Source organism: Pseudoalteromonas rubra (assembly GCF_005886805.2).
Taxonomy (GTDB): domain Bacteria; phylum Pseudomonadota; class Gammaproteobacteria; order Enterobacterales; family Alteromonadaceae; genus Pseudoalteromonas; species Pseudoalteromonas rubra_D.
This window is the reverse complement of sequence record NZ_CP045430.1, coordinates 504,547-529,441: the sequence shown is the minus strand read 5'-3', so window position 1 is coordinate 529,441 and position 24,895 is coordinate 504,547. Positions and strand designations below refer to the sequence as shown.

At 47.2% G+C, this 24,895-nt stretch carries 25 protein-coding genes; 8 read left to right on the top strand and 17 right to left on the bottom strand.

All coding sequences use genetic code 11. The features are described from left to right. Positions 1–317: 317 nt before the first annotated feature. On the bottom strand, positions 318–671 hold the full coding sequence (locus CWC22_RS21425) for a MerR family transcriptional regulator (protein ID WP_010380382.1): 354 nt from the start codon (positions 669–671) through the stop codon (positions 318–320). An 81-nt stretch (positions 672–752) separates the two neighbouring features. Here CWC22_RS21425 and CWC22_RS21420 point away from each other — a divergent pair, with 81 nt between their 5' ends. Beyond that, on the top strand, positions 753–1,568 hold the full coding sequence (locus CWC22_RS21420; protein ID WP_138539243.1) for an aminotransferase class IV family protein: 816 nt from the start codon (positions 753–755) through the stop codon (positions 1,566–1,568). 59 nt (positions 1,569–1,627) lie between these two features. Here the strand turns inward: CWC22_RS21420 and CWC22_RS21415 are convergent, their stop codons facing one another. The 4 genes from CWC22_RS21415 to CWC22_RS21400 all read right to left on the bottom strand — a co-directional run bounded on the left by CWC22_RS21415 (position 1,628) and on the right by CWC22_RS21400 (position 6,224). After that, on the bottom strand, positions 1,628–2,230 hold the full coding sequence (locus CWC22_RS21415; RefSeq protein WP_138539244.1) for a hypothetical protein: 603 nt from the start codon (positions 2,228–2,230) through the stop codon (positions 1,628–1,630). Further along, complete coding sequence (locus tag CWC22_RS21410; protein WP_138539245.1) at positions 2,227–2,715, bottom strand: RNA polymerase sigma factor; 489 nt, start codon at positions 2,713–2,715, stop codon at positions 2,227–2,229. Before CWC22_RS21410 ends, CWC22_RS21415 begins: the two co-directional genes overlap by 4 nt. Positions 2,716–2,898: 183 nt before the next feature. After that, positions 2,899–5,061 carry a S9 family peptidase gene (locus CWC22_RS21405; RefSeq protein ID WP_138539246.1) on the bottom strand — a complete coding sequence of 721 codons (2,163 nt, stop codon included), beginning with the start codon at positions 5,059–5,061 and terminating at the stop codon, positions 2,899–2,901. A 290-nt stretch (positions 5,062–5,351) separates the two neighbouring features. Beyond that, positions 5,352–6,224: a LysR family transcriptional regulator gene (locus CWC22_RS21400; protein WP_138539247.1), complete on the bottom strand. Its 873-nt coding sequence runs from the start codon at positions 6,222–6,224 to the stop codon at positions 5,352–5,354. A 101-nt stretch (positions 6,225–6,325) separates the two neighbouring features. Between CWC22_RS21400 and CWC22_RS21395 the strand changes: the two genes are divergently transcribed. Next, positions 6,326–6,679, top strand: a complete 354-nt coding sequence (locus CWC22_RS21395; RefSeq protein ID WP_125557642.1) for a DoxX family protein — start codon at positions 6,326–6,328, stop codon at positions 6,677–6,679. A gap of 42 nt (positions 6,680–6,721) precedes the next feature. Here CWC22_RS21395 and CWC22_RS21390 read toward each other — a convergent pair whose 3' ends face one another. Together CWC22_RS21390 and CWC22_RS21385 are read right to left on the bottom strand one after the other, a co-directional pair. Continuing rightward, complete coding sequence (locus CWC22_RS21390; protein WP_138539248.1) at positions 6,722–7,711, bottom strand: tetratricopeptide repeat protein; 990 nt, start codon at positions 7,709–7,711, stop codon at positions 6,722–6,724. A 90-nt stretch (positions 7,712–7,801) separates the two neighbouring features. Continuing rightward, positions 7,802–8,257 (bottom strand): DUF6326 family protein, encoded by a 456-nt coding sequence (locus tag CWC22_RS21385; RefSeq protein WP_138539249.1) that lies wholly within the window; start codon positions 8,255–8,257, stop codon positions 7,802–7,804. 209 nt (positions 8,258–8,466) lie between these two features. Between CWC22_RS21385 and CWC22_RS21380 the strand changes: the two genes are divergently transcribed. After that, positions 8,467–9,657: a helix-turn-helix domain-containing protein gene (locus tag CWC22_RS21380; RefSeq protein WP_138539250.1), complete on the top strand. Its 1,191-nt coding sequence runs from the start codon at positions 8,467–8,469 to the stop codon at positions 9,655–9,657. 33 nt (positions 9,658–9,690) lie between these two features. Here the strand turns inward: CWC22_RS21380 and CWC22_RS21375 are convergent, their stop codons facing one another. The 6 genes from CWC22_RS21375 to CWC22_RS21350 all read right to left on the bottom strand — a co-directional run bounded on the left by CWC22_RS21375 (position 9,691) and on the right by CWC22_RS21350 (position 15,878). Next, the gene (locus CWC22_RS21375) at positions 9,691–10,104 is read right to left on the bottom strand and encodes a GNAT family N-acetyltransferase (protein WP_138539251.1); all 414 of its coding nucleotides are present in this window, start codon (positions 10,102–10,104) and stop codon (positions 9,691–9,693) included. Further along, on the bottom strand, positions 10,097–12,052 hold the full coding sequence (locus CWC22_RS21370; protein ID WP_138539252.1) for a methyl-accepting chemotaxis protein: 1,956 nt from the start codon (positions 12,050–12,052) through the stop codon (positions 10,097–10,099). The genes CWC22_RS21375 and CWC22_RS21370 overlap by 8 nt, the downstream gene beginning before the upstream one ends. A 194-nt stretch (positions 12,053–12,246) precedes the next feature. Continuing rightward, the gene (locus tag CWC22_RS21365; RefSeq protein ID WP_155946430.1) at positions 12,247–12,402 is read right to left on the bottom strand and encodes a hypothetical protein; all 156 of its coding nucleotides are present in this window, start codon (positions 12,400–12,402) and stop codon (positions 12,247–12,249) included. A gap of 193 nt (positions 12,403–12,595) precedes the next feature. Next, on the bottom strand, positions 12,596–13,936 hold the full coding sequence (locus CWC22_RS21360) for a sigma-54-dependent transcriptional regulator (RefSeq protein WP_138539253.1): 1,341 nt from the start codon (positions 13,934–13,936) through the stop codon (positions 12,596–12,598). Then, positions 13,936–14,472, bottom strand: coding sequence for a hypothetical protein (locus CWC22_RS21355; protein WP_138539254.1), 537 nt, complete (start codon positions 14,470–14,472; stop codon positions 13,936–13,938). Before CWC22_RS21355 ends, CWC22_RS21360 begins: the two co-directional genes overlap by 1 nt. Then, positions 14,469–15,878 (bottom strand): HAMP domain-containing sensor histidine kinase, encoded by a 1,410-nt coding sequence (locus CWC22_RS21350; RefSeq protein ID WP_138539255.1) that lies wholly within the window; start codon positions 15,876–15,878, stop codon positions 14,469–14,471. The genes CWC22_RS21355 and CWC22_RS21350 overlap by 4 nt, the downstream gene beginning before the upstream one ends. Positions 15,879–16,162: 284 nt before the next feature. Here CWC22_RS21350 and CWC22_RS21345 point away from each other — a divergent pair, with 284 nt between their 5' ends. From CWC22_RS21345 to CWC22_RS21335, 3 genes are read left to right on the top strand one after another with little or no spacing between them, the layout of a single operon-like run. Beyond that, positions 16,163–16,387, top strand: coding sequence for an EF-hand domain-containing protein (locus CWC22_RS21345; RefSeq protein WP_230090696.1), 225 nt, complete (start codon positions 16,163–16,165; stop codon positions 16,385–16,387). A 26-nt stretch (positions 16,388–16,413) separates the two neighbouring features. Further along, a complete protein-coding gene (locus tag CWC22_RS21340) occupies positions 16,414–16,641 on the top strand; it encodes an EF-hand domain-containing protein (protein ID WP_125557622.1) in 228 nt (75 codons plus the stop codon). A 10-nt stretch (positions 16,642–16,651) separates the two neighbouring features. Next, complete coding sequence (locus CWC22_RS21335; protein ID WP_125557620.1) at positions 16,652–16,858, top strand: EF-hand domain-containing protein; 207 nt, start codon at positions 16,652–16,654, stop codon at positions 16,856–16,858. Positions 16,859–16,967: 109 nt separating this feature from the next. Here CWC22_RS21335 and CWC22_RS21330 read toward each other — a convergent pair whose 3' ends face one another. Beyond that, positions 16,968–17,525 carry a GNAT family N-acetyltransferase gene (locus tag CWC22_RS21330; RefSeq protein WP_138539257.1) on the bottom strand — a complete coding sequence of 186 codons (558 nt, stop codon included), beginning with the start codon at positions 17,523–17,525 and terminating at the stop codon, positions 16,968–16,970. Positions 17,526–17,545: 20 nt separating this feature from the next. Then, positions 17,546–18,712, bottom strand: a complete 1,167-nt coding sequence (locus CWC22_RS21325; RefSeq protein ID WP_230090695.1) for an MFS transporter — start codon at positions 18,710–18,712, stop codon at positions 17,546–17,548. Positions 18,713–18,819: 107 nt separating this feature from the next. Between CWC22_RS21325 and CWC22_RS21320 the strand changes: the two genes are divergently transcribed. Further along, positions 18,820–19,704: a LysR family transcriptional regulator gene (locus CWC22_RS21320; RefSeq protein ID WP_138539258.1), complete on the top strand. Its 885-nt coding sequence runs from the start codon at positions 18,820–18,822 to the stop codon at positions 19,702–19,704. A gap of 88 nt (positions 19,705–19,792) precedes the next feature. On the opposite strand, the gene CWC22_RS21315 is transcribed toward CWC22_RS21320, so the two are convergent. Then, positions 19,793–20,383 carry a hypothetical protein gene (locus tag CWC22_RS21315; RefSeq protein WP_138539259.1) on the bottom strand — a complete coding sequence of 197 codons (591 nt, stop codon included), beginning with the start codon at positions 20,381–20,383 and terminating at the stop codon, positions 19,793–19,795. Between the two features lie 194 nt (positions 20,384–20,577). On the opposite strand from CWC22_RS21315, the gene CWC22_RS21310 reads away from it, so the two are divergent. Continuing rightward, on the top strand, positions 20,578–22,761 hold the full coding sequence (locus CWC22_RS21310; protein ID WP_138539260.1) for an OsmC domain/YcaO domain-containing protein: 2,184 nt from the start codon (positions 20,578–20,580) through the stop codon (positions 22,759–22,761). Positions 22,762–22,953: 192 nt separating this feature from the next. Here CWC22_RS21310 and CWC22_RS21305 read toward each other — a convergent pair whose 3' ends face one another. Continuing rightward, complete coding sequence (locus CWC22_RS21305; RefSeq protein WP_230090694.1) at positions 22,954–24,471, bottom strand: YcaO-like family protein; 1,518 nt, start codon at positions 24,469–24,471, stop codon at positions 22,954–22,956. Between the last annotated feature and the right edge of the window lie 424 nt (positions 24,472–24,895).

Genomic DNA, 24,895 nt, shown 5'->3' with positions numbered 1-24,895 from the left:
CAGCAACTGCGGCCAACAGTGGAATTATCACAAGGCCCAACAAAATCACGTCGACAGACCGTTTAGTAAAAGCGAAGACTGACATGAGTATTATACTCAGGCTCATAGCGCCTGTTATCGTCCATAAAGCGCCTTGGTGAAGATAAAGTAGCAAACCACATAGTTTACAACGGACTTTTGTATCAAAGATAAGAAGCGATTTCTGCAGTGGAGAAATCCCATTTTGGGCACAATCAGGGCACTTCATTCACAAATTCCATTGAGCAAGATGAGTATCATACTACTTTGATTTATCAACAATGGGTATGGGCGCTGGCTTACCCTTGCTCAATTTCCTCCAAAAACCGACTGAGTATCGCTTTACTCTCAGCCAGTCGCGCGGCTTTTTCATCAACGGCTTTGATTTCGCTATGTAACAGGTTTCTGAGCTCGTCACAGGGTTCAAAAATGGGCCTGTCGCCGCGAATACAGGGCAGGAACTGCAAAATGGTATTGAGTGTCATGCCTGCCGCGCTCAGTAACTGAATACGGGTCAGAGTCTGGATATCGTTCGATGTGTAGTGGCGATAGCCTGAAGGGGAGCGGCTGGGGTGAAGCAAGCCTTGCTCTTCGTAATACCGCAGCATGCGAATGCTGATCCCTGTTTGTTTCGATAATTCGCCGATTTTCATGATGTGCTCTTGACTCTCACAGTGCTGTCAGAGTTTATAGTACTGGCTTCCAAAAAAGGTTTCAAACCGGGAGTTAATTGTATGAAAGAACACACCTTTACGCCGCAAACTGTGGTTAACGGTACGCTACTTCAGGATCCTCAAATGAGCCAGCTGGCCTTCTCTGGTTTTGCACATTTTACCGCTATGCAGGTGCGTGATGGCATGGTAAAGGGCATGGATCTGCATCTGAACAGGTTACGTCATGCGTCAGTCGAATTGTTTGGTCAGGCATTGTCTGATGAAGAAATTCTGACGTCTGTTCGCACGGCGATCGCTGCGGCGGGCAAAGACTTGTCTTTGACGGTGACTCTGTATTCTGCCCATGGCGAGTTCACCCTGGATAGTATGGACACCCACCCGAATATTATGGTTCGTACTGGTGCTCCTGCGAATGGACCGAGCGGGCCGCTGAAACTGCTGGCTACCGAATATTGCCGACCTTTGCCTGAAATTAAACATGTCGGGGAGATAAGCAAAACTTACTACCTCCACAAAGCTGCACAGCAGGGCTATGATGATGCTGTATTCATAGATGATACAGGTTGTCTGAGTGAAGGGACCATCTGGAATCTTGCCTTTTGGGATGGTGAAACGGTGATTTGGCCACAGGCGCCAAAACTACAAGGCACTATGATGAGCATGGTTCAGCGGAAACTATGCTTACTTAATATCGAGCAGCGCACTGAACCTGTGACATTGGCGAGTTTGCCATCGCTTCGCGGGGCTGTGGTGATGAACTCTTGGACACCAGGTGTAGAAGTGGCGGAAATTTCAGGGCACCGCCTGAAAGAGTCTGAATCCTTATCTGTGCTTCTTCATCAGGCTTATGCGGTGGAGCCTATGCAGGCAATCTAGCGCGCTGAGCCCCGTTGCGTCAGCAGTTCGGGGCTCGATGATGCATGGTCGTAATGTGCCTATTCGTCGCTCAGTTCATTAAGCTGTTGTTCGACGCGCTCCAGCAAAGGTCCAAACCTCTTCTCGGCGGCGCGTTTATTCCAAAAGTAGATCCCCACCATACCAAGCAGTACGACCAGGTAATACAATTGCATGTGGGTATCGAGTTGAATCACCCCATTGTCATCCATGTTGGCGCCCAGCGTGATCAACATGACACTGACAAAAATGGGCGCTATGTACCACCATACTATACTCTCTAAAAGTTGCTTTTGCTGAGTAAGCCTTTGCTGCTCCTGACGTAAATATGCCCGGATGCTGTCATCTTTGCTGGGGGAAAGGCGGCGAGCTCTAAGCAATTTATAGGGGATGTACAGGCTCGTCAGGGTGGCCAGAATACAGCCTAAAGACTGGACCCAGTTAAAGCTAATTGTGAGGCCATACAGCCAGACAGGAATAAGCAACAATGAAATGGAGATTTCCATAAAATCGCGCATTTTAATATCACGCTGATATTTTTTAGTTTTGACTTTAAGCTCATCGATTTGCAACGCCAGTTTTTTTTCTGAGCTGTTCGTTTCGATTTGCTGTGCAAAGTTGTGTTTTAGATCATCCAGCTTCATGACTCGTCTCCTACAAAGTTCTGTTCAAACTCACGCTTAATGCGCTTTATCCGTGAGCGGACTGCGTTGTCGCTTATCCCTGTTACCTGTGCAATGTCTTCCGATTTCAGGCCATCCAGATACATCATCAGGACACCAGCATCGATATCACTGAGCTTGTCCATAAACTGATTCAGAATGTCGGCCTGACAGCCTGTTTGTTCAGCGTGAGGTTGCTGTTTGCTATGCCTGGAAACGGATTGTTTAATGTCATTGTGTTTAATTCGGGTTTTGGCAAAGGTGTTGGCCGTATTCAGCGCGACTTTATACACCCAGGTGCCGATTGAGGACTGCCCCGAAAAGCTTTCATAGCTGCGCCACAATTGCAGCAGGATCTCCTGGTACATGTCATCGCGGTCACTCGGCCCGCCGTAGCGGTCAGCGATATATCGGATCCGCCCGTCGTTGTCAGCGAGCATCTGTTTGAATGCGTGTTGTGTGTTCACTATGTCCCTGCTTGTTGTTATTGGTGATACTTAGTTAGTCGGCCACAGAAGTGGAATGTGTCACAGCTTGGCAAAAAAGATAAGTGTATTGGGGTAAAAGCAGGAAATACGCAAGATTGCGGCGGGAGCCTGATGATATGCCAAAGCCCTGTGGGAGGGCTTTGGCTACAACGGAGTACGTAGTTACAGTTTGCCCTCAGCCAGGCCAATGATAAAGCCATAGCTCAGCGCGGTATCATGAATGCGCTTAAAGCGACCCGATGCGCCACCGTGACCGGCAGACATATCGGTTTTTAACAACAGCGTGTTATCGTCGGTTTTATATTCACGCAGTTTTGCAACCCATTTGGCAGGTTCAAAGTACTGTACCTGAGAGTCATGCAAGCCAGTGGTGACCAGCATGTTCGGGTAATTCTGTGCGCTCACCTGATCATAAGGTGAATAAGAGCGCATATAGTCAAAATAGACTTTGTCATTCGGGTTACCCCACTCATCGTACTCATTGGTTGTCAGCGGTAATGACTCATCCAGCATGGTATTGATCACATCGACAAAGGGTACCGCAGAGTGCACGCCGTGATACAGTTCTGGTTCCTGGTTGATCACTGCGCCCATCAACAGGCCGCCAGCACTGCCACCGCGGGCGTAAAGGCGTTTTGGATCGCCATACCCTGACTTAGTCAGTGCCTTGGTGACGTCGATGAAGTCATTAAAGGTATTCTTTTTATTGAGCTTTTTACCATCTTCATACCAAGGTCTCCCGAGCGCCTGAGAGCCACGAATATGGGCAATGGCATAAACAAAGCCACGATCCAGTAAGCTCAAAGTGCTGACTCTGAAGTAAGGGTCACGGGTTGAGCCGTAAGATCCATAACCATACTGTAAGAGTGGGTTAGTGCCATCTTTTTTGAATGTTGCCTTTTTATAGACCAGGGTTACCGGCACTTTGGTGCCATCTCTGGCTTCGATAAACAGACGTTCAGAGGCATAATCATTGGCATTGAAGTTGCCCAGTACTTTAGTTTGCTTGCGCTGGGTTTTTTTCAGAGTAGTCAGGTCAATATCATAAATGGTTTTCGGCGTGGTCAGGCTCTGATAGTTGACCCGGACAAACTGACTATCCAGGGTTCGGTTGCCTGTCATTGACACCATGTAGGCGGGATCTTTAAACGTGAGCGCTTTGTGTTGTTTGGTTTTAAGATCTAACACATTCAGGGTACCTATCCCTTCAACGCGAGACTGATAAACCAGATGCTGATTAAACAGTTCTACTTCTTCCAGCTTAGCATCGGGGTTGTGCGCAATGATGGTTTTCCATTTACGCTTGTCAGCCACATCATTTTTGTGGGCTTTCATTAGCTTGAAGTTAACGGCATTGTCATTGGTATAAATAAAGTAGAAGTCGCCCTGTTTGATCAAGCTATATTCATGGCCCTTGGTACGTGGTAAAAGACGTTGTGGCTGAGCGTTAGGGTTGTTGGCATCAATGACAGACACCCCTTTGGCTTCTGTACTGTCGTGGACAATGTAAATCTCACTGCCTTCTTTGCTTTTTTCCAGGTAGGTATAGTAGGTGTTGTCTTTTTCTTCGTAGACCAGTTTATCTTGTGATTGTTCTTGGCCCAGCACGTGACGATAGACCTGATATCCCAGCAAAGTGACGGGGTCTTTTTTAATGTAGTAAAGGCTACGGTTGTCGCTTCCCCACTCAATGCTATCCGCAGCACCCTCGAGTTTGTCGGTATAAATTTCACCAGTTTCAAGGTTTTTAATACTGATGGTATAAATGCGACGGCTGAGGGTATCTTCCGCAAATGCCATGAGCTTGCCATCCGGGCTGATGCTAATCGCACCCAGCGCATAATAAGACTGGCCTTCGGCTTGCTTGTTGGCGTTAAAAATCTCAGTGGCATTGCTGCCGTCTGCGCTTTTACTGCGATAGAAGTTGCGGTATTCCTGATCGCCTTTCACTTCACTGAAATAATAGTAGTCGCCACGTTTATAAGGGACGCTGCGATCGTCTTTGGCGATTTTATTTTTAATTTCTTCAAACAGGGTCTCACGCAATGTCTCAATAGGCGCCAGCTTCACGTCTGCGTAGCGGTTTTCCTGCTCAAGGTGAGTAAGCACTTTTTCCGAACTTCTTGAATCATCGCGTAGCCAGTGATAGTTGTCGACCAGTTCATAACCATGGATTTGGGTAACATGGGGCACTTTTTGCGCCACAGGGGGCTGAATTTGCTGCTGTGTTGTTTGGGTGTCTGTGTTGTTATTTGATGTGATCTGGCTGCAGGCGCTCGCCAGTAAAACGGCACCAGCAATGGCGCTGAATTTAATCGTTGTCATGTTTGTCCTTGTTGATTGCAGAGGGAGTGACTTTGCATGGCTCTGAATGAAATTGGGATTCATTGCCTGAATCAATTGTTGTCGAATTGTAGTCTGAATTTTAATAAATGGTCAAAGTGGCTGAGATAAACCGAATAGTTTTGCGATTAGCGGCATAAAATAATGGAAAACTAGTTGAACTTATTACCGAGGCGACTGATGTTCAACTGCTGGGGTGAGCTTGGTTTAAGCTCCTTGGGTGCGCAAAGCGTAGGCGCGCATCACATATCACCCGTGGCAGGACTGTAGGGTTAATAAGCAAAATGCTCCGCGAGGAAGTCTATTAGGGCTCTAAACCTTACTGGCGTAAACTCGGTATTTTTATATAGAGCGTACATAGGTAGGGTATGGCCTTGCCAGTTATCAAATAAAGTGACGAGCGTTTTGTCTCTTAGTTGTTGGGCGATCATCCAGTCTGGCATTGCCGCGATACCGAGCCCGGACAAAGCCAACCTGACAATCATCTCGGGACTATCTGAGCGAATATACTCGTTGAGTTTGTAGTGTGTTTTATCAAATAACCAGACATTTGATGGTTTGTTCAGCGAATAGGTGAGGCATTGATGCGCTTTTAATTCGTCAGGAGAGTGTGGCATACCTTGACGTTTCAGATAGTCAGGTGATGCAAAATAGCAAACTGAGTGATCCAACAACTTCTTTGCTTTTAATCCGGAGTCCTTCAGGACTGACGCTCTGATGGCGATGTCTACGTCTTCGTTGATCAAATCTACCTGTTGATCGCTGACACTGATGTCTAACGTAATTTTTGGGTAACGACGCATAAATTCAGCAAGTGGCTCAGCCAGACGCTGTGTTGCGAAGGCACTGGGCGCGGAGAGTTTTATATGGCCATTTACCTGTGCCTGTTCATCACGGATCTGGTGTTCTACTTCGGCCATAGTATCTAGTAGTGACTGGCTGTAGGTGAGGTAAGCCTTGCCTGCTGAGGTTAGGGCTATGGCGCGGGATGTCCTGTGAAATAAGGTGAAACCAAGATGTTGTTCAAGCCAGGCCACTTTCTTGCTTACAGAACTTTGCGTCATATTGAGAGCGTTTGCGGCATGCGTAAAGCTGCCCTTATGTGCGACTTCGGTAAATAGTCTGATGCAAACGAGTTTGTCCATATTGATTCCAATTTGGAATAGTAACTAGCTTAATAATACGGTTCTTAATGCTGTTTTGGAATGCTTTAATACATTCACTTTAACTTGTCAGGAACATTTTTATGTTAATACTCGCGGGCTTGCTGGCCACTTTTTTCACTCTTGCCGGTTCTCAAAAGATATTTTCCTGGAGCACACGGGTGTTCACTATACAAAGTGCGTTTTTCAGGCGATATGGGCTTGGCAGAAAGCATATGTATGCGATTGGACTCATTGAGTCGCTTGCTGCTGGGTTGATGGTGTTTGCTATTTTGACTGAGCACGCAGAAAGTATGCTGCTTGGTGCAGTATTAATACTAATAACCTCAGTAGGGGCGTGCTACTTCCACTTTAGGTATGACACCTTTAAGGATGCCATTCCCGCAATATTAACGGGAACGGGCTCAGGAGTTTTGCTGGCTTTAGGGTTGCTGTGATGTGAGAAAGGGCTTGTTGTAAAGCCCACTGGCAGAGTGCGCTCAGGCCCTGGCTAACTTTTTCAAAGCGGAGCGGGCTTTTTTCTTTAGCTTGTCACTCAGCGTTTCAGTTATGACTTCGTTTAATAGTCGCTGCGCGAGTGTGGTTTTCTTTTGTGCCATGGCTATCGAAGCCAACCTGAATTTGACCAGGTTTTTGTCGGGCAGGTCGTAGTGATGGGCTGCCTCATTCAGATACTGCTGTAGTGCGTTCTGCCCCTCGTCATAATTGCGCTTCAGTTGCTGACTTAAAGTACCAATTAACACCAGAGACTGATATCGGGCTTTTTCTTGTTTCAGGTTTTTTGCCTGCTTGTTAGCTGCACTTCTGAACTGATTTAGGGCCATTTCAGACTCTTCCTGATCAAGATAGATTTGGCCTAAAGTATAAAAATAGCGGGGGTCGGCGGCAAAGTTTTGCTGCCCAATCTTTATCAGACGAGCGAACTCTTCTTGTTCATCTGACTTAGCGGCCAGGTATAAGCGAGTCAGAAAAGCATCAAAGGGCGAGACTTTTTCCAGTGCCTGAATGTGCGTTAAAGCGGCCTGTTTGTCACCACCAAACATGCTGGGCGCATTGATGTAAAACTTGATCAGCGTACTGCGGTATTCACGATTGTCTGGTGCCAGTTCGACTGCTTTGATGAATGAGGCTTTGAGTTTTTTGATATACCCAGACACGCTAAAAATACTGGCTTGTTCGGCAATTTTAGCGACGACTTCGGCATGTGCAAAATAGAGCTCCGGATTGTTTGGGTGCTGCTCTATGGCTGCTTCTAAGTGTTGCAGTGCCGTTTCGTCCTGATCGCTTCTAAGTGCTATGCGTGCCAGAAGCAGTGGTTTTTGATAATCAGAGGTTTGCTGTTGCGACAAAATGGATTGCGCAAGGCGCAGATTACCTTTGTCGAATTCTGCCTGGCCCAGTTCAACACTGGCTGTGGTTATGTTGCAATAAACAAGCAGAGTAAGGGGAATAAGCAGTTTGCTTTTCATGAGTCTGTTTCCTTCTTAAATGTTCTAAATACAAATGTAATCTGCTGAATCCTTGGGTGTTTATGGTTCAGAGTCCTGTCATCTATCGATTCAACTTTGAGCTGTGCTTAACACTGCCGCTTCAGGTGCTCGCCACCGTATGACCATCCAGGCTATGCTTAAAAGCAGGGCGAGCTGTATGCATGCCAGAAACAGGTAGAAAGGATCCGTTTCAATACCACCCAGTACAAACAGGAAAGTTAACGGGACAGCCACCAGATTACAGAGGCGGTTTAATCGATAGCTGAGATATTGGGACAGGAAAATCATCACGATGGGAATCTCGATGAGTATGGCTGAGACCAAAAGTAACTCTTGGGTGAGTTTAACTGAGCCTGAGTAGCCGCTCATTAAAGTGTCTATTACACCCGGAGTGATAAAGGCTGAAACAAAGGCCAAAATATCGGCATAAATCATATTCAGCATAACTAACAGCCATAGTGTCGCGATTTTGATGCGAGTGCGGCTATCCTGTGATGCACAGGTGGTTAAAATTGCGTTTGTCATAAGCGATTCCTTAAGTCATATTGAATGTCCCTGCAAGGTGTGCCAAAAGGCATGTGCCCTGTTTTATCCAGGTTAGTATCAGGCTAATCACTTTGCAGGGATACGTCGTCCTGGCGTAAAGGCACGGACAGTCTTTGTGGAAAGGAAAATTTAAAAGCAGATAAAACAAAATATTATGGATAAATTTATTTTGGTGTCAGGGGAGTTACGTGACTGAATCTATCGTGATGGTGCTGATTGCTATGCTCATTGGGCAAATCGTGTTGAGTGTACCTGTGCTGCTACTGCCGCGAGCGACACGTGTTTATCGTCTGCCTCTGGTGCTTTTTCTTTGTGCCAGTGGGGTGCTTGCGCTCAATGCAATCGTGCCGGTTCTATTACCCAGCTGGTATCAGGTATATACCGTTTTGGGTTTTCCCATGCTCTTCGTGTTGTGTCCGGCGCTGCGCTTGTATATTGAAGGGATTACCACACAGAAAAGATGGATACTTAACAGAGCTAAGTTAAGCAAATTTGTCTTGTTATGGCCTGCCGTGCTGATTTCCGGCGCGGTTGCGTTATTGCCTGCACAGCATCACAGGGCAATGTTCGTGACAGATGATATGCCTGCGGGTCCTTACGTTGTGGTGTTGGCCTGTGCGATGCTGGTTTTGATGTGTTTTTGGTTGATTGAGTGCGGGTTTACGCTACTGGTGGTCATCAGGCGTCTGGCCAGATTTAATGCGCAGCTAAAAGAAAGTTACTCTAATCTGGACAGCCCCAAGCTCACTGTTATCAGAAAGCTCATTTTTATCGCCGTTTGTATTTGGATTTTTGTGCTAGTGTCAGTCTTCTTATCTAGTCTGCTAGAACACGCATTACTGTCGCGCAGCGCCGAAGTGTTTGTTGCATTGGTGCTTATCTGGAGCGTAACCTTTTTTGCAATGCAGCAAACAACGCCGTTGCTTCAACCACAGCCCGCTAGCAAGGTTGAACGCACTGATGCTCCGACTCTGTCGCCCAGTGAAGATACAGGGAGCAAGTATCATAAATCAGCACTGGATGAGTGTCAGTCAGCCCGGATAGTTGAAAAAATTACGCAGGCTATGCAAAACAGTAAACTCTATCTGGATGCCGATCTGACTCTGCAAAAGCTATCACAGGCAAGTGGGATATCACCTAATTACCTGTCACAGGCTTTAAATGAAACCCTGAAGATGAACTTCTTTGATTTTGTCAATCACTGGCGTATCAAGGCTTCGAAATCCCGCCTGTTGAGCAGCGATGAATCGGTGTTGAATATTGCGCTTGAGGTGGGGTTTAATGCGCGTTCTTCTTTTTATAAGGCATTTAAGAAAGAAACAGGTATGACACCGGGTCAGTTCAGGCGTGAACATGCAAATCCACCAACATGCGATTAGTGAAGCGATGCAGGCACCCGTGATAGTCAACAGCTAGTAAAACTTACACATCCCCAACCCCAGTTTTTCGCCGTCTCGCAGTGAATAACCGTAGCGCTGATAGAAGGTTTCTTTGCCAGCCGCAGCCAGCAAAGCGGCGGTCGCGCCGCTTTGGCAATGTGTCGCCAGATATTGCTCTATATTATCCACAATGAGGTGACCAAGGCCCTGGCCCTGGTGGCTCGGGTGCACAATGACATCCTGAATGTAAAAGTACATGTGCCCGTCGCCCACAATCCGGCCACAGGCAATCAATTTACCTGCCTTGCGACACTGAACCCAGTAAAGTGACGCAGTAATGCTGGCCGCAACGATATCGGGTGCAGGGTTTTGCCAGCCTACACTTTCGCGCAGCGCGCTAAATTCCCAGGAAGCAGGAGGGATATGCAGGATCTTTAGTTCAGTCATCGACATCAAACCTGTCAACCAATTGATCCAGGTTGTTGGCCAGTTCAACCAATTGTGTTGCACCTGTATGCAGCGCATCGGCAGAGTCACCCACTTGTTGTACTGACTGACTTACGCCGTGAATACGAGATTGGGTGTCCTCAGCAGCTTGCCCTTGCGCATTGGCCTGCTGAGAAATGTCAGCAATGATCCCCTTAACGCGGGAAACTGAGCTGGCAATATCATCGAATGCCTGATGGGCTAGCTCCGACTGGTCGATGGCATGTTTTGATTCCCCCACACTGGCAGTCATGCGTTCAGACACACTGCGAGTTTGCTCAATCAGCTTAGTTAAAACCTGTTCAATATCCTGAGTGGCATCGTGAGAGCGCTGTGCCAGCGTCCGTACTTCATCGGCCACAACTGCAAATCCCCGGCCTTGCTCACCGGCACGGGCCGCTTCAATAGCGGCATTAAGGGCCAGCAAGTTAGTTTGTTCGGCAATGGTGCGGATCACCTCCAGAATATTGGTGATGTTGTTACTTTCATTTTCAAGCTTGCTCATGGCCGTCGCAGAGTCGCCCAGAGAGTCGTTAAGCTTAGCGACCTGAGCCACAGTGCTTTGGATCATCTGGTTGCCAGTCTGGGTGTGTTGCTCCGTCGTCGAGATTTCGTTGAGTGCATCACCACAGTTGTCGCTGACTGTCATGGCCATGCTTGCCATGGATTGCGTGGTATCTGTAGCGGTTTGCGATGTTTTTTCCTGATGACGGCACTGGTTACGAATATCATTGATCCGCGACTGAGAGCTCTGGGCTTCACTATTCAGGGTTCGTGCATTGCCCTGAATGTCTTTCACCAAGGCATTAATAGAGTTGAGGAATTGGTTAAACCAGGTTGCCAGCTCGCTTATTTCATCATTGCCAATGACCTGGAGTCGTTTTGATAAATTACCCTCACCCTGAGCGATTTCTTTTAGCCCGTCCGATACCATTTCAATGGGGTAAACGATTTTGTTAGCCAGCACAATGGCAATGACCACAAACAGCGCCAGCATGATGACCGCAATGATACTGATGCTGTAGGTCATATTATAAGACGAGGTGAGGATCTCATCTTCTTCAATGATGGCGATGAAGGTCCAGCCAAGTTCTTCAGAGCGATAAAACTTGGCATAGAAGGCTTTGTCCTGATACTCCAGCGTAATGAAAGGCGCATTTCCCGCGTTCTGTATTGCCTTATAACGGGCATCATTCAAATCACGAATGTTCTTAAAGTTACTGTTGGCATTTTTCGGATCTGCCAGCACCGTCCCCTGATTGTCGAGCAGCAATAAGTAGCCGGTTTGGCCGAGTTTAATGTTGCTCACAATGTCGGTGAGTGTCGATAAGGTTACATCCAGTGATTGTACGCCTAACATCTCGTTGTTTTTCATGATCCCGGTGGCGACGGAAACCATCGCCTGTCCGGTAACGCCTTGATAGGGTTCTGTGATAATGACCTGAGATGGGTTTGAGCTAACTTGCTGATACCAAGGGCGCTTGCGCGGGTCGTAGTTACCAAGTGGCTCCGCTGGATACTGAATAAAGCCGCCCTCACGGGTGCCGAGATAGACAAACAATAGCTCGGGGTGAGTTTTACCAAAGGTGGTGTACAAATCGAAGATGGCCGCCTCGGCCTCCCCGGACGCGTCGGGCATCATCATCTTTTCGGCGCCCAGGTAGGTTGTGGTGTCTTTGCTCACCGACTGTACCGTTTTGCTCTGCGCTAAGAATCGGGCATTACTTTTCATCTGATCAAAAAAGATGATAAATGCATTCTCAATTTGTCTGATCTCGTTAACCGATGTCTCTAAGAATCGGTCCAGTGACTCCTGTTTGGTGCGCGAGATACTCATGATGGATATTGCAAGAATAGGAATGATAACGGTCATAACAAAGCTTAAGATCAGCTTTTTACGCATTCTCATGGGCAACCACCTCGTTTTTTATTCTAATAATAGTGTAGTTGTGAACGGAGCATGTTGCTCTGATGTGATGTCAATTTATGACATTAATTCGAAGATACTATTGCAAACTTTGCACGGGAGGACAAGGGGCGAGGCTGAAGGATGTACGGCTTTCTTATCGATGCAGAGTTCTGAACTCAGAACTCTGTTTTGGCTTAACGGCAATAGTGGTACAAGGAAAACATATCACAAATTTTGCCTGATAATGAGGCGGCCACATCACCACCCGCGATTTGCGGCGTCGCCTGTTGAGGAAGTGAATGAGACTCCGAAAGGCGTTTTAAATTGGTTTTCTTTACCTTTATTTTCATGTTGTTATCCAGTTTTTGTTGTATTAGAGATCATAGCTTTTCAATCCCTGTATGATAGTGATAAATAACCAGGCTCACTCAAACGTACTAAAAGTACAAAAGTAACCTTGTGACTGAAGGGCTAAGCACTCCTTGCCTGCCTTCATATTTATTTAAGCGCATGTATAATAATTGGTCAAATGTTTTTACTAATTTATTTTATATCGTGTTTTTTCATCAGTTTATAGAAGTCTGAGCGATTTCTTTGAGCCAGTTTGGCGGCCTGAGGGACATTGTTCTCACATAGGGCGAGCACTTTTATCAGGTAATCACGCTCAAACTGACGTTTAGCTTCATTTAGTCCGACAAAGGCTTGCTTGTCGTCTTGTTTTGGCAGTGCGCTGATAATACTGTCTGCAGTGATTAATTTGCCGGGTGTCATCGCTACACAGTATTCAACTACGTTATGTAGCTGACGAATATTGCCTGGCCAGGCATAACTTAACAGCGCCGTTATGGTATCTAAAGAGAAGCGTTTTTGCCCAGTGGAGAGTTGCTTGAGAAATAAATTTGCCAGTAGTGGAATGTCTTCAACGCGCTCACGTAGCGCTGGCAATTGAATGGCGACGACGTTGAGCCGATAGTACAGATCTTCTCTGAATTTACCTTCGCTGACAGCCTGCACCAGGTTTTTATGGCTGGCGGAGAGAATACGGACATCAACCGTTTGTTCGTGCTGCCCGCCGATCGGCCGGACCGTTTTTTCCTGTAATACCCGTAATAGCTTTACCTGTAAATCGAGTGGCATATCTCCTATTTCGTCCAATAATAAAGTGCCTTTATCGGCACTTTGGATCAGCCCCTGTTTATCCGAAATTGCGCCGGTAAATGCCCCCTTTTTATGGCCAAACAGCTCTGATTCAAGCAAGTGCGCGGGCAGGGCACCACAGTTGATGGCGATAAAGGGACCCTGGGCATGACTGCTCGCCCGGTGAATGGCGCGTGCGGTGACTTCCTTACCCGTGCCACTTTCACCCTGGAGCAAAATATTAGCCTGACTGGGCGCGATGGCTTTAATCTGCTGTACCAGTTGGCGCATGCTCGCGCTCTGGTGATACAAGCCGTGAAAGTTATCCGGATCAGTGAGTTGTATCGCCCTGTTTTTAGGTAATGCTTTGTCGATCGCTGCCAGTAGTTCTTCGCTGTTTATCGGTTTGGTAATAAAAGCGGTGATCCCTTGCTCAATGGCATCCACAGCATCGGGGATCGAGCCATGCGCAGTCATCATGATCACAGGCAGGCCTGGGTATTGGGCTTGTAATTTCTGGTTCAGTGCCAGACCGTCCATGTGCTCCATTCGTAAGTCGGTGATCACTACATCAACAGGTATACTGGCCAGTTGTCGCAAGGCCGCATGGCCACTACTGGCCAGGGTTACGTCAAAGCCATGACTTTCCAGGCGTATTGCCAGCAGCTCGCTTAATGCCGGATCATCATCGACCAGCAAAACAGAGGGGGTGTGGGTGTCTGAGGTAGGCGGTGTTGTATAAGACATTATTGCTGCTCCGGCGTTTGAATGGGCGCATTCAGGGGCATGTCCTGAAGCCTTTGTTGTTCGATCTCGGCCAGCGCCTGTTTGAGCGTGAGCAGTGCCTGATTGGTTTGGGTCAACTGCGTTTGGATCTGGCTCAATTTGGCGTTGCTTCGATGCAAACGGATCTTTTGTCCCCGCAGCACCTGCGTCTGTTGTTTCAGGGTATCGAACCACAGATGGTAGTGTTGGGGCCAGGGCTGACTTTGTTTGATCTTTGCAATTGCTTGCAACTGTCTGGTTGTTGACACGGTATTGCAGTAGCTGTGTATGAAGGTCTCAATAGCGGCCTGACCGATATAAGGTTCAGGCTTTTGTTGCTCAACAGCTTGATTGTTTTGACACAGTGTCAGGTAGCGCTGCAATAGTAGAGCCAAAGAGGCGTATTCCGGCTCAAGCGTTTTACGTGGCCCGACAAATTGTGTGTTTTGCTGTGTCGGGCTCAGTTGGCAACCGTTCAGGCTGATAACGAGCGTGGTGATTAAAAGGAAGAGTTTCATCTGCTTTCTCCGTGTTTTGGCAGTGTCAGAGTAAATTCGCAGCCTGGCCGGGTATTTTGCCACTGTAACTGGCCACCGCACTGGCTCATACATTCATGCGCAATGGCCAGGCCCAGTCCACTGCCTGCTATTTTTTGGCTGCGCTGGCCTCTGACAAAGGGTTTGAATAAGTGACTGGCCTCTTGGGGATCGAGCCCGGGCCCATCGTCCCGGATACTGATCTGCCAGTGGTTTGAGGTAGCCAAAAAGTCGATGCGGACCTGGCTGTGTGTATATTGAATTGCATTACTGAGCAGGTGTGTCAGAGCCAGTTTGACTGGTAGCTCAGGTAAGTCTGCTAGTTGCTGCTCAAAGTGCCAGTGAATACGGATATCTCGCCTCTGCAGCCGTTGTGCAAAGTGGTCCTCCAGTTGTGCTTTGATTGCCCTGGCACTGCAGCGTGCCTGTTGGCTGTGTGGGTGACTGGCAGCGCTAAACGTAAGCAGGTCGTCAATGAGCTGAGTGAGTTTGTCGACAGAGACGTGGAGAATATCGGTTACGCGTCGTTGCTTGTCATTGAGCTGCCCAAGGTGATCGCTATTCAGCAACTCTGTGCCCTCTTTAATCGAGGCGAGTGGGGTTTTCAGTTCGTGCGATACGTGGCGTAAAAAGGTTTCCTTTTGATGTTTGCTGGCAGCCAGCTCCTGGCGCAATTGCTCAAGACGCTCACCCAGCTGGCTGAACTCGCGGCTGCCTGCTAGCTGGATTGGCGTAGTAAAGCGCTCTTCACCAATGACTTCTATGGCTCGCTCCAGCTGAAATAGCTGACCGGAGATCCGCTTGATAAGCCAGATACTCATGCCGACTAGGATAGGTAACAGAATGCTCAGTCCAATTAAAAAGCGCTGCCGGATGAGACTTTGCTGCAAGAGCGCATCAGTCAGCTGTTTGTCCAGAGTCTGTTGCAGCGGTTGTGACTGGCGAGTTAGTGCATCGGCCAGTGCCGACATGGTGTTACTGTCTGGCGTCTGGGTGTGTTGGAGCAGGTGTTGCCAATTAGCAACTGTTGCATCTTTCTCAAGTCGTGTAAGTAGTGATATAAGTCTATTTTTTTGCACCTGCCAGCTTTTGTTAATGCTTATTTTTAATTGTTCGCTTTGTAGTAACTGATTGTTTTGTTGTGCTTTCTGAAGTGCCTGAAAGGCGTTTTTTAACTCACTGAATTCTGATTTAACTTTCTGATTATCAATATAAATATCCTGAACTCTATGCTGCTGATAGGCAACAGACTGAATAAACCACAAGGTCAACAGCAACAGAGGAACCAGGGCCAGCATTAATGCCATAAGTGCTTGTTTCCACAATGCCTGAGAAAAAAAGGGGTTGAGTGGTGTGTGTGAGCGTAATTTTGAGCTGGCATGGAGCATAAAGAGCCTGATAGTTTACGCGCTTTTAATTGTCTGTTGCCAATTAGCGACAGATATAAGTAACTGATTTTAAATAGTAAGCTAAAAACGCGAGTTGAATTTTGTCGCCATTTAGCAACAAATCGCCTTAATGCCCCCTGAACTTTTTTACCCAATAAAAACTAACTTATTGAAAATTAATATCTAATTAAACCTGGCATCAAAGTTGGAATAGTCTTGTCAAACGCAGCCGGCAAGCTCAGAACAGTTTCGCGGCGGCACACATTCAAAAACAGAAGGAAAATATGATGAAAACAGCGATGACAATGATGACAGCTATGGCTCTGACGGTGTTGGCGACACAGGCAATTGCAGGCGAGGATTTTGAAAAGTATGACACGGATGGTGATGGCACCATTAGTTTGAATGAGGCGACGGCAAACTCCGCGCTAATGGGCCAGTTCGAAGATCTGGATAGCAATGGTGATGGCTTGCTGAGCAGAAAAGAATTTTCTGAGTTTAACGGCTAAATCGCGTTTTAGCCGGAGGATCAGATATGCAAATTACATACGTTTTTGCGTTGACCCTGGGAATGTTCACCTGTGCGTTAGCGTTTGCAACTGAAGTCGATTTTGCACTTTTGGATGACAACAGCGATGGCCTGATCAGTCGCTCAGAAGCAGCTAAGGTCTCTCTGGTCGCTGACGCATTTAAACGCCTGGATACAAACCGGGATGGCGCGCTGAGTGCCAAAGAATTTAAACACTTTAACAAGCATTTATGAGGAACTTGATATGTACAAGCTTATGTTAAGCACCATTTTGATGGCAGCCAGTATTGGTGCGCATGCTGCGGACAGTTCATTTTCAACTTTTGATACCAATGGCGATGGGTATATCTCTAAGTCGGAAGCCGCGGGCTCGGATACATTGACGGTCATTTTCGAAAAACTGGACACCAATGGCGACGGTAAACTATCGGAACAGGAGTTTAGTCAGTAGGACATTATTCTGACACAGTTTTCTTCTCCCAATTTTGTATTTTTACGCAACGATCTTCATGGATCCTTCCATGAGTCAAGGCACCTGATAAGGGTGCCTTTTTCGTTTATCAGGCTGTTGCTGCCATGATATGTTCACTACGCAGCAGGCCGTACATATAGCCATCATAGTAACCATGGCTAAATTTAAAGTGCTGACGTAAATGGGCCTCACGTTGCATGCCGAGCTTTTCCATTAAGCGCCAGGAAGCCTGGTTTTCGACAGCACAAAATGCACAGACTTTATTGAGTCCAAATTGCCCAAAGGCAGCTTCAATCAGCCCATTTGCAGCTTCAAACGCATAACCCTGGCCAATATATTTTTCACTCAGACGATAACCGATTTCGGCAGTTTTGGCGTTATGGCACAAAAACTTATACATGAGTTCACCGACCAGTACATTGTCTTCACGTCTGATGATGGCCAAAAGCAGTCTTTCATGCTCATTTGCCTGCCAGGGGGCTGTTGCCTGATCAATTCGGTCCTGAGCATCTTTTAGTGTCGCTGGTTCACCAATATACCTGGAGGTATCCGGATTACGCCGGCTCTCGTAAATGGCATGAAGGTCACTTTGCTGAAGCGGCCGGATAGTAAATCGGGCAGTGTTAAAGTGGAGTTTTTCGAACATGATTGATCCCAATATTATACTTATGTGTGTTCAAAATGAGGTCGCTGAATACGGATAGTACGCCAGCAAAGTAGTAACAATGCAGCACAGACAGCGATCAGTAGCGCGATGGCTTGCGTGTTATCTGGCAGCCATTGATTCACCAGCCAGGCAATGACAGAAAATATCAGTAACTCAATTGCCCCAACCAAAGCGTTTGCGGTGCCCGCGTGAGTAGGGTGTAGTAAGCCAATCAGGTGCATATAGCTTGGAAAATATCCGCCAAATACCAACATAATGGCGGCATAGGCCAGTAATATCGCTATGGCGTTGTCGCTGGCTAATACGAAGGTCAGTGCACTGAGTAATAGTGCAGGCCACAGCCACAAAACAATTTTCATATAGCTAACGTGGCGCTGTAAGACTTTAGCAAACACAGCGCCCAACAACAGACCAACCATAGGCAGCATCATGGCTTGTCCGGTCTGGCTAGTGGTGAAGCCAAAGCGGTCCTGAAGTAAAAACGGCAAATGTAGCTGGAGCGTCAAATACAAAAAGGTTGGCACCCATTTGAGACTGGCCAGCGATAAAAAGACCTGACAGCGCACCATATTTTGATAGTGCCGAACCAGGCTCATTGGGTTAATCACAAAAGGTTGAGGTTCGCTGGCTTTGAGCAGACTCAGCCCGAATATGGTGATGAACAGATAGTATGTAATGAGCACCAGTGACAAACCCTGCCAGCCAAACCAACTGCTCAGCATACCGCCGAGCAGGGGGGCAATAATTGCGGTGACACTTGCCGAGATGGCCACGGTTGCCATGGCACTTTTTAATCTGGCCCCCGACAGTCGTTGAGCCAGTAATGTGCGGCTGATTAACACCGGTGAAGCGGAGCCCGCACCTTGCAAAATTCGTCCGAGTAAAAAGGTGGTGCTGTCTGGTGCAACGGCACATAACAGTGTACCTGCCAGTAAGATGGCTTGCCCGGCGATAAACAGTGGTCGATCACCGTACTTGTCGCGCAGCGGTCCAACAATCAGTTGAGAGGCGCCAAGCGTAATGAAATAGCTGATGATCATTGCCTGACTCATGCCATTGGTTAGCACCAGGCTGTCTGCAATATCTGGTAAAACAGGCATATACACCTGGCTGACCAGCTGAGAGCAGGACATGAGTAAAACAGCAAGCATAGTAAATAGGTGCACGGGCACTCCAGGGCGAAGTAAATTTGACCCGGGCACTATACGCCGCTTTCATTGTCCTAAAAATAAGGTAATAATTAAAATACTATTTCCTGATAGGAATTAATTTAATGGATTGGTTAACGGCAACACGCAGTTTTTGCGTTCTGGCAGAGCTGGGCAGCTTTACCAAAGCGGCTGAGCATCAAGGGGTTTCGGCATCTGCTATGAGTAAACGTATTGACTGGCTGGAAAGGCATCTGGGGCAAAGTTTGTTCATTCGCACGACCCGGCAGGTTAATCTCACGGAGCAAGGGCAGCATTTTTTTCCTCGTGCCAGAGACTGGCTTGCCCAGTTTGAGGCACTGGTAGAAACCGCGCAATCTGAGCAATGCGAATTGCAGGGCAGTTTGAAAATAGCGGCCACACAGGCGGTGGGCAGCAGTGTATTAATGCCCAAAATTGAGCAGTTTTTGTCGCAATATCCGCAGATCACCATTCACCTGAATGTACTGGCGCCGGGAGAGCCACCGGATTTACAGCACGATGTGGTGATCACCCGGTATAACGAGTCGTTTGATTCAGTCTCGCACAAAGGCACGCGGTTGTTTGACTATCAAATGCAGCTGTTTGGGGCCCCTGAATATCTGGCACGTTGCGATGAAATAACCTGTGTTGAGGACCTGGCACAACATAAGATGTTGCTGAGTAGTTATTATCATAAAATTGGGGGCGTTGTACTTGAAGATGGCAGATTGTTTGAGTTTACCAACTATAATTTTGTGACCGATCATCTCGATGCCATTTTAAAAGCGGCAGTGCAGGGAATTGGTTTGCTGTTTATCGCACCAAGCTATATTGAGCGGGAGTTAAGATCTGGCGCTTTGGTGCCCATTTTGCCGGATATTCGCTCTGAGATAAAACAACTCTGGGCCTATTACCCCAAGGCCAGCTATACACCCCGTAAAACCAGGTTGTTTATTGAACACCTTAAAAATAACGTTATAACTCTGTAAGAGTGGGCACTCGTTTGGTGTGACCGTGGCTAATTACAGCGTTACCCCGGCCAACGAGCCGGGGCTGATAGCGATGCTGGCGATTTTTTTAAAAGCGGTAAGTCAGGCCCAGACTCAGCTGGAATTGGTTAAGTACATCGCCATCAAAGTGCCATGCACAGACGTCCTCATCGCTGCCATCACAGCGTACTTTAGACGAGTTTTTGATAGAAGACGCTAGCCAGCGCAGCTCTGTTTGCGCGCTGAACCCGGCTCCTAAATGATATTTCAGGCCACCATAAAAGCCCGCAGCAAAAAAGTGATCAGCTTCTTCAAAATTGGGAGTTACTCTATTTACACCGATCTGAGCACCGATATAGCTGTCCAGATTATCTGTGATATCTACATCTATGGCGCTTTGAAACATCAGATATTCCATATCCACTTTCTGGATTGGTGCATCTTCAAATTCAGTTTCTAGCATGCTGTAAAACAGGCCATAGCGTTTTTTATTTAGATAGCGATCAAAGCTGATGCCAAAGTGGTTTTCATCGGCCAGGTTAACCACTGCTTTTTGACTGGTATGCAATTCCTGATTGCTACTTTTGCCACCATACAGGGTGACACCAAAGCCGTTATTGGCCAGAGCAGAGCCGGAAAACAGGTCTAAACCAAGTGCTAACCACACATAGCTGCGCATAATAAATCCTTGTTATCTCGTGTGTTGTCTGATGAGTTTATTTGCCAAGAAAGTAACATGCCTTTACGACCAATAATAGGTATTTAGTAACTTAATTTGTGTTGGCAGGGTTATTTGTGTCATCAGCATTGGCGCCGTCTTGCAACCTCAAGTACAATAGGGATTTTCGATCGCAATACACCGGACTCTTTCCTATGGAAATCAAAGTAAATTATCTCGATAATCTTCGAATTGACGCCAAATTTGATGATTTTTCTGTCATTGCCGACCAACCTATTCGTTATAAAGGCGATGGTTCGGCACCCAGCCCGTTTGACTATTTTCTGGCGTCGTCTGCGCTGTGTGCTGCTTACTTTGTGAAAGTGTATTGTAATGCGCGTGATATTCCGACCGATGGAATTCGTGTGGCGCAAAACAACATTGTTGACCCGGAAAACCGTTACAACCAGATCTTTAAAATTCAGGTTGAGCTGCCAGAGAGTATCTCTGAGAAAGACCGTCAGGGCATCTTGCGTTCAATTGACCGTTGTACTGTGAAAAAAGTGATCCAGACCGGACCTGAGTTCCAGGTTGAAGCGGTAGAGAGCCTGGATGACGATGCGCAAGCCATGCTGATGGTAAACACTGACTCAGACGCCAGCACCTTCATTCTGGGTAAAGATCTGCCCTTGGAGCAGACCATCGCCAATATGACGGGTATTCTGTCAGATCTGGGCATGAAAATCGAAGTAGCCTCATGGCGTAACATTGTGCCTAACGTTTGGTCTTTGCATATTCGTGATGCTGCATCGCCGATGTGTTTCACCAATGGCAAAGGTGCGACTAAAGAAAGCGCGCTGTGCTCGGCGCTGGGCGAGTTTATTGAGCGACTGAACTGTAACTTTTTCTATAACGACCAGTTCTTTGGTGAAGAAATTGCCAATGCTGAATTTGTTCATTACCCCAATGAGCAGTGGTTTAAGCCGGGCGACAACGATGAACTGCCTAGTGAGATCCTTGATGGCTACACGCGTGAAATCTACGACCCGGAAGGGGAGCTGCGTGGCTCTAACCTGATTGACACCAACTCAGGCAATATCGAGCGTGGTATTTGTTCTATTCCTTACACGCGTCACAGCGACGGTGAAACGGTTTATTTTCCATCTAACCTGATTGAAAACCTGTTTCTGAGTAACGGTATGAGCGCCGGTAATAACCTGTTTGAAGCCAAAGTTCAGTGTTTGTCTGAGATCTTTGAGCGCGCGGTGAAAAAGCAGATCATTGAACAGGAAATTGTGTTACCAGACGTGCCTGAAGACGTACTGGCTAAGTTCCCGGGCATTGTTGCTGGCATTAAAGGCCTTGAAGAGCAGGGCTTCCCGGTTGTGGTGAAAGATGCCTCTCTGGGCGGTCAGTTCCCGGTGATGTGTGTGACCCTTATGAACCCGAAAACGGGCGGTGTGTTTGCCTCTTTTGGTGCGCACCCAAGCCTGGAAGTCGCGCTGGAGCGCAGCTTAACCGAGCTGTTGCAGGGTCGTAGCTTCGAGGGTCTGAATGATGTGCCAAAGCCCACGTTCAATAGCATGGCTGTGTCTGAACCGGAGAACTTTGTTGAGCACTTCATTGATTCTACCGGTGTGATCTCGTGGCGTTTCTTCAGTGCCAAACATGATTATGAGTTTGTGGAGTGGGACTTCACGGGCACCAACGAAGAAGAGTGTGACAAACTGTTCGCCATTCTTAAAGATTTGGGCAAAGAGGCGTATATTGCAGAATTTACTGATATGGGTACCGCCTGCCGTATTCTGGTGCCTGGCTACTCTGAGGTTTACCCGGCCGAAGACTTAATCTGGGATAACACCAACAAAGCGCTGCAATACCGCGAAGACATTCTGAACATTCACTCGCTGGAAGACGAAGCGCTGGCTGATTTGGTTAATCGCCTTGAAGAAAGCCAGCTTGATAATTACATCGACATCATCACCCTGATCGGCGTAGAGTTCGATGAAAACACGGTTTGGGGCCAGCTGACCATTTTAGAGCTGAAAATCCTTATCTATCTGGCGCTGGGCGATATCGAAGCGGCCATTGAGCTGGTTGAAACCTTCCTGCAATACAACGACAACACGGTTGAACGCGGTTTATTCTACCAGGCTATGCACGCCACGCTGGAAGTGGCGCTGGACGAAGAGCTGGAAATTGAGGACTACATCCACAGCTTTACCCGTATGTTCGGTAAAGAAGTGATGGATGCGGTGATTGGCTCAATCAACGGTGATGTGAAGTTTTATGGCCTGACACCAACCAACATGCAACTGGAAGGCCTGGACAAGCACCTGCGCCTGATCGACAGCTATAAAAAGCTACATGCCGCACGCGCTAAGTTTGCCAAAGGGTAGTTTGTACAGTGTCACTCAAGCTTGCTGGGTTAATTGCCAGCCAGCTTGAGTTACTTAGGGTTAGGTGACAGGGAGTCTCTACCAACAATATTCTCTCTCGCTACAAAGTGAGCTCGTATTCTGCTATACCGGCCTTGAGCTGGTATTTTGTCACAAGTATTTTAGGTTATTCACAGCCACCAAGGAGCGTAGTTAAATATACAACCCTTGCTGATTAATCGTTTTCTCCGTCAATGCTTTATCCAGCCAACCGAGTTTGACAGGTGTCTCATAAAGCCGTGGATTACCTAGTTGTGGCCAGATGTGGCACAGCCCGGGTACAAAGACTTTAGCAGTGCTCAGTGGAATAGGCGAGCGGGAATAGTCCAGTGCCAGTGTTTCCATATCCAGGTTTTTTAACTGTTCAACAATGGCCAGAATATCATCCTTCAGATCACCGCTTTGTGTTAGCTGATAGCTTGCACGAGGTGCATTGGCCTCAGGCTGAAGGAAACTAGCATCGGTAATGGCATCAAAATCAAAGGGGGCACCATTTTGGTCCCGGATAGGAATAAGCTGACATAACTCAGTGAGCGCGCGTTGTGCGGCCATTTCGGGTTTTAAGTGGCAGCCGAAGCCAAATACATACCCCTGAGTTGCTTTGTTACGGCCAATCGCTGCCATTACGGGCACGCCGGTATCCACGGTGAGGTCCAGCACCCAATAGTCGTGTTCAGCGGTGATTGTTTGGTGCAGCGGTGCCAGATAATCCGGGTCCAGACCGTTTAACTCAAATTGCGGGCGTGGCAGGCGGTTGTACCACCAGATAGCAGTCGCATCACGCTCAAGCAACTCAAATAAAGCCTGTAAAATTGCCTCTTCGAGATTATTACCGGCGGCACAGCCATTAGAATGCCATTTGCCAAAGCGGTCTTCTTCAAACGGTGTATTGGCAAAGCAGCAAACGGTGGGCACAAAGACTTTTTCATCGCATGTAAGCGACCACAGAGCAGTCCAATTGACAGCCTCTCCAGTATAGGAAAGTGCGGCTTGCTTACGCTGAGATTCAGAATCAGCGGGGTCCGAGAAACGTGCATACTGCTGCTGGCTGTAGGGTAACAACTGAGAAAAGCGATAACTGCGGGCGTCCAGCTGTTTGGCCTGTGCGACTTGAGTTAGCTCATCGCCCACATACTGTGCATTCTTACGTTCGACTGCTTCGCATAATGCACTGGCCTTAGATTGTTGGTGCGTGACGCCTTTGCCGAGCGTTTGTTGGGCAAAATCGGCACCACTAATTAGCTTTGGAGCTTTCATAGGACATTTGTAAAATCCTGAAGTAAATAACTTAATTGAGTCCAAAGGAGAGGACAGTTTATTTTCAGGAAAAATATAACCCAGTTGGCGGCCAATAAATGGTGCAAGTTTTTTGAGTGTGTCTTCTGCTTTATAAGCCCTTGAACCACCATCTGCGTCATAGGTTATTGGAGTGCTTTTAAGAGATAATTCAGACGTGCTATTAGAGTGCGGTATACGCTCCAAATTATCAAAATTATACCTGGCAGATGAGCCATGCTGAATATCAAAAACCAACGCTTCAACGCAGTCGAGGGTATTAACTAGCGAGCATAGCTGTTTTGGTATTTTCGGGAAAGACAGCAAGCGACCTTTGCCTTTACCAAACTTATCCATAAAGAGGTCGAGTGGCCGGCTGGCAAAAATCCATGCCAAGTAACTCTCTAATTTGTCAGTACATGTTATAACCGGTGAAATATAAATGCTATTTTTATATACTTCGCAAAACCTTAGGGGGAAATGTTCCTGCAGACTTGTTACTTTCCTAATATCTTCGATTAGTATGCAAGAGTTCTGCAAGTGTGACGATATACGCTGCCAGTTTTCTGCGAAGCTTTGTATGAAACAACTTGATCCATATATCCCTTCGATAAGTTCTGTTTTCGTATCTTGTAGATCAACCGCTTCAACTAGCCAGCCTCTTTTAGTCGCGTTTTCTACTTGATAATAAAAGTGGGCTAAAAGCTCGGCAGGAACACTTTTCGCCAGCTCATCAACATTTGTCAGGCTTTTGAAGCGTGAGAACAAGGGGAAATTTTTAGCATCCAAAACAAATTCATTAGTTTGGCTGTTGAGCAGG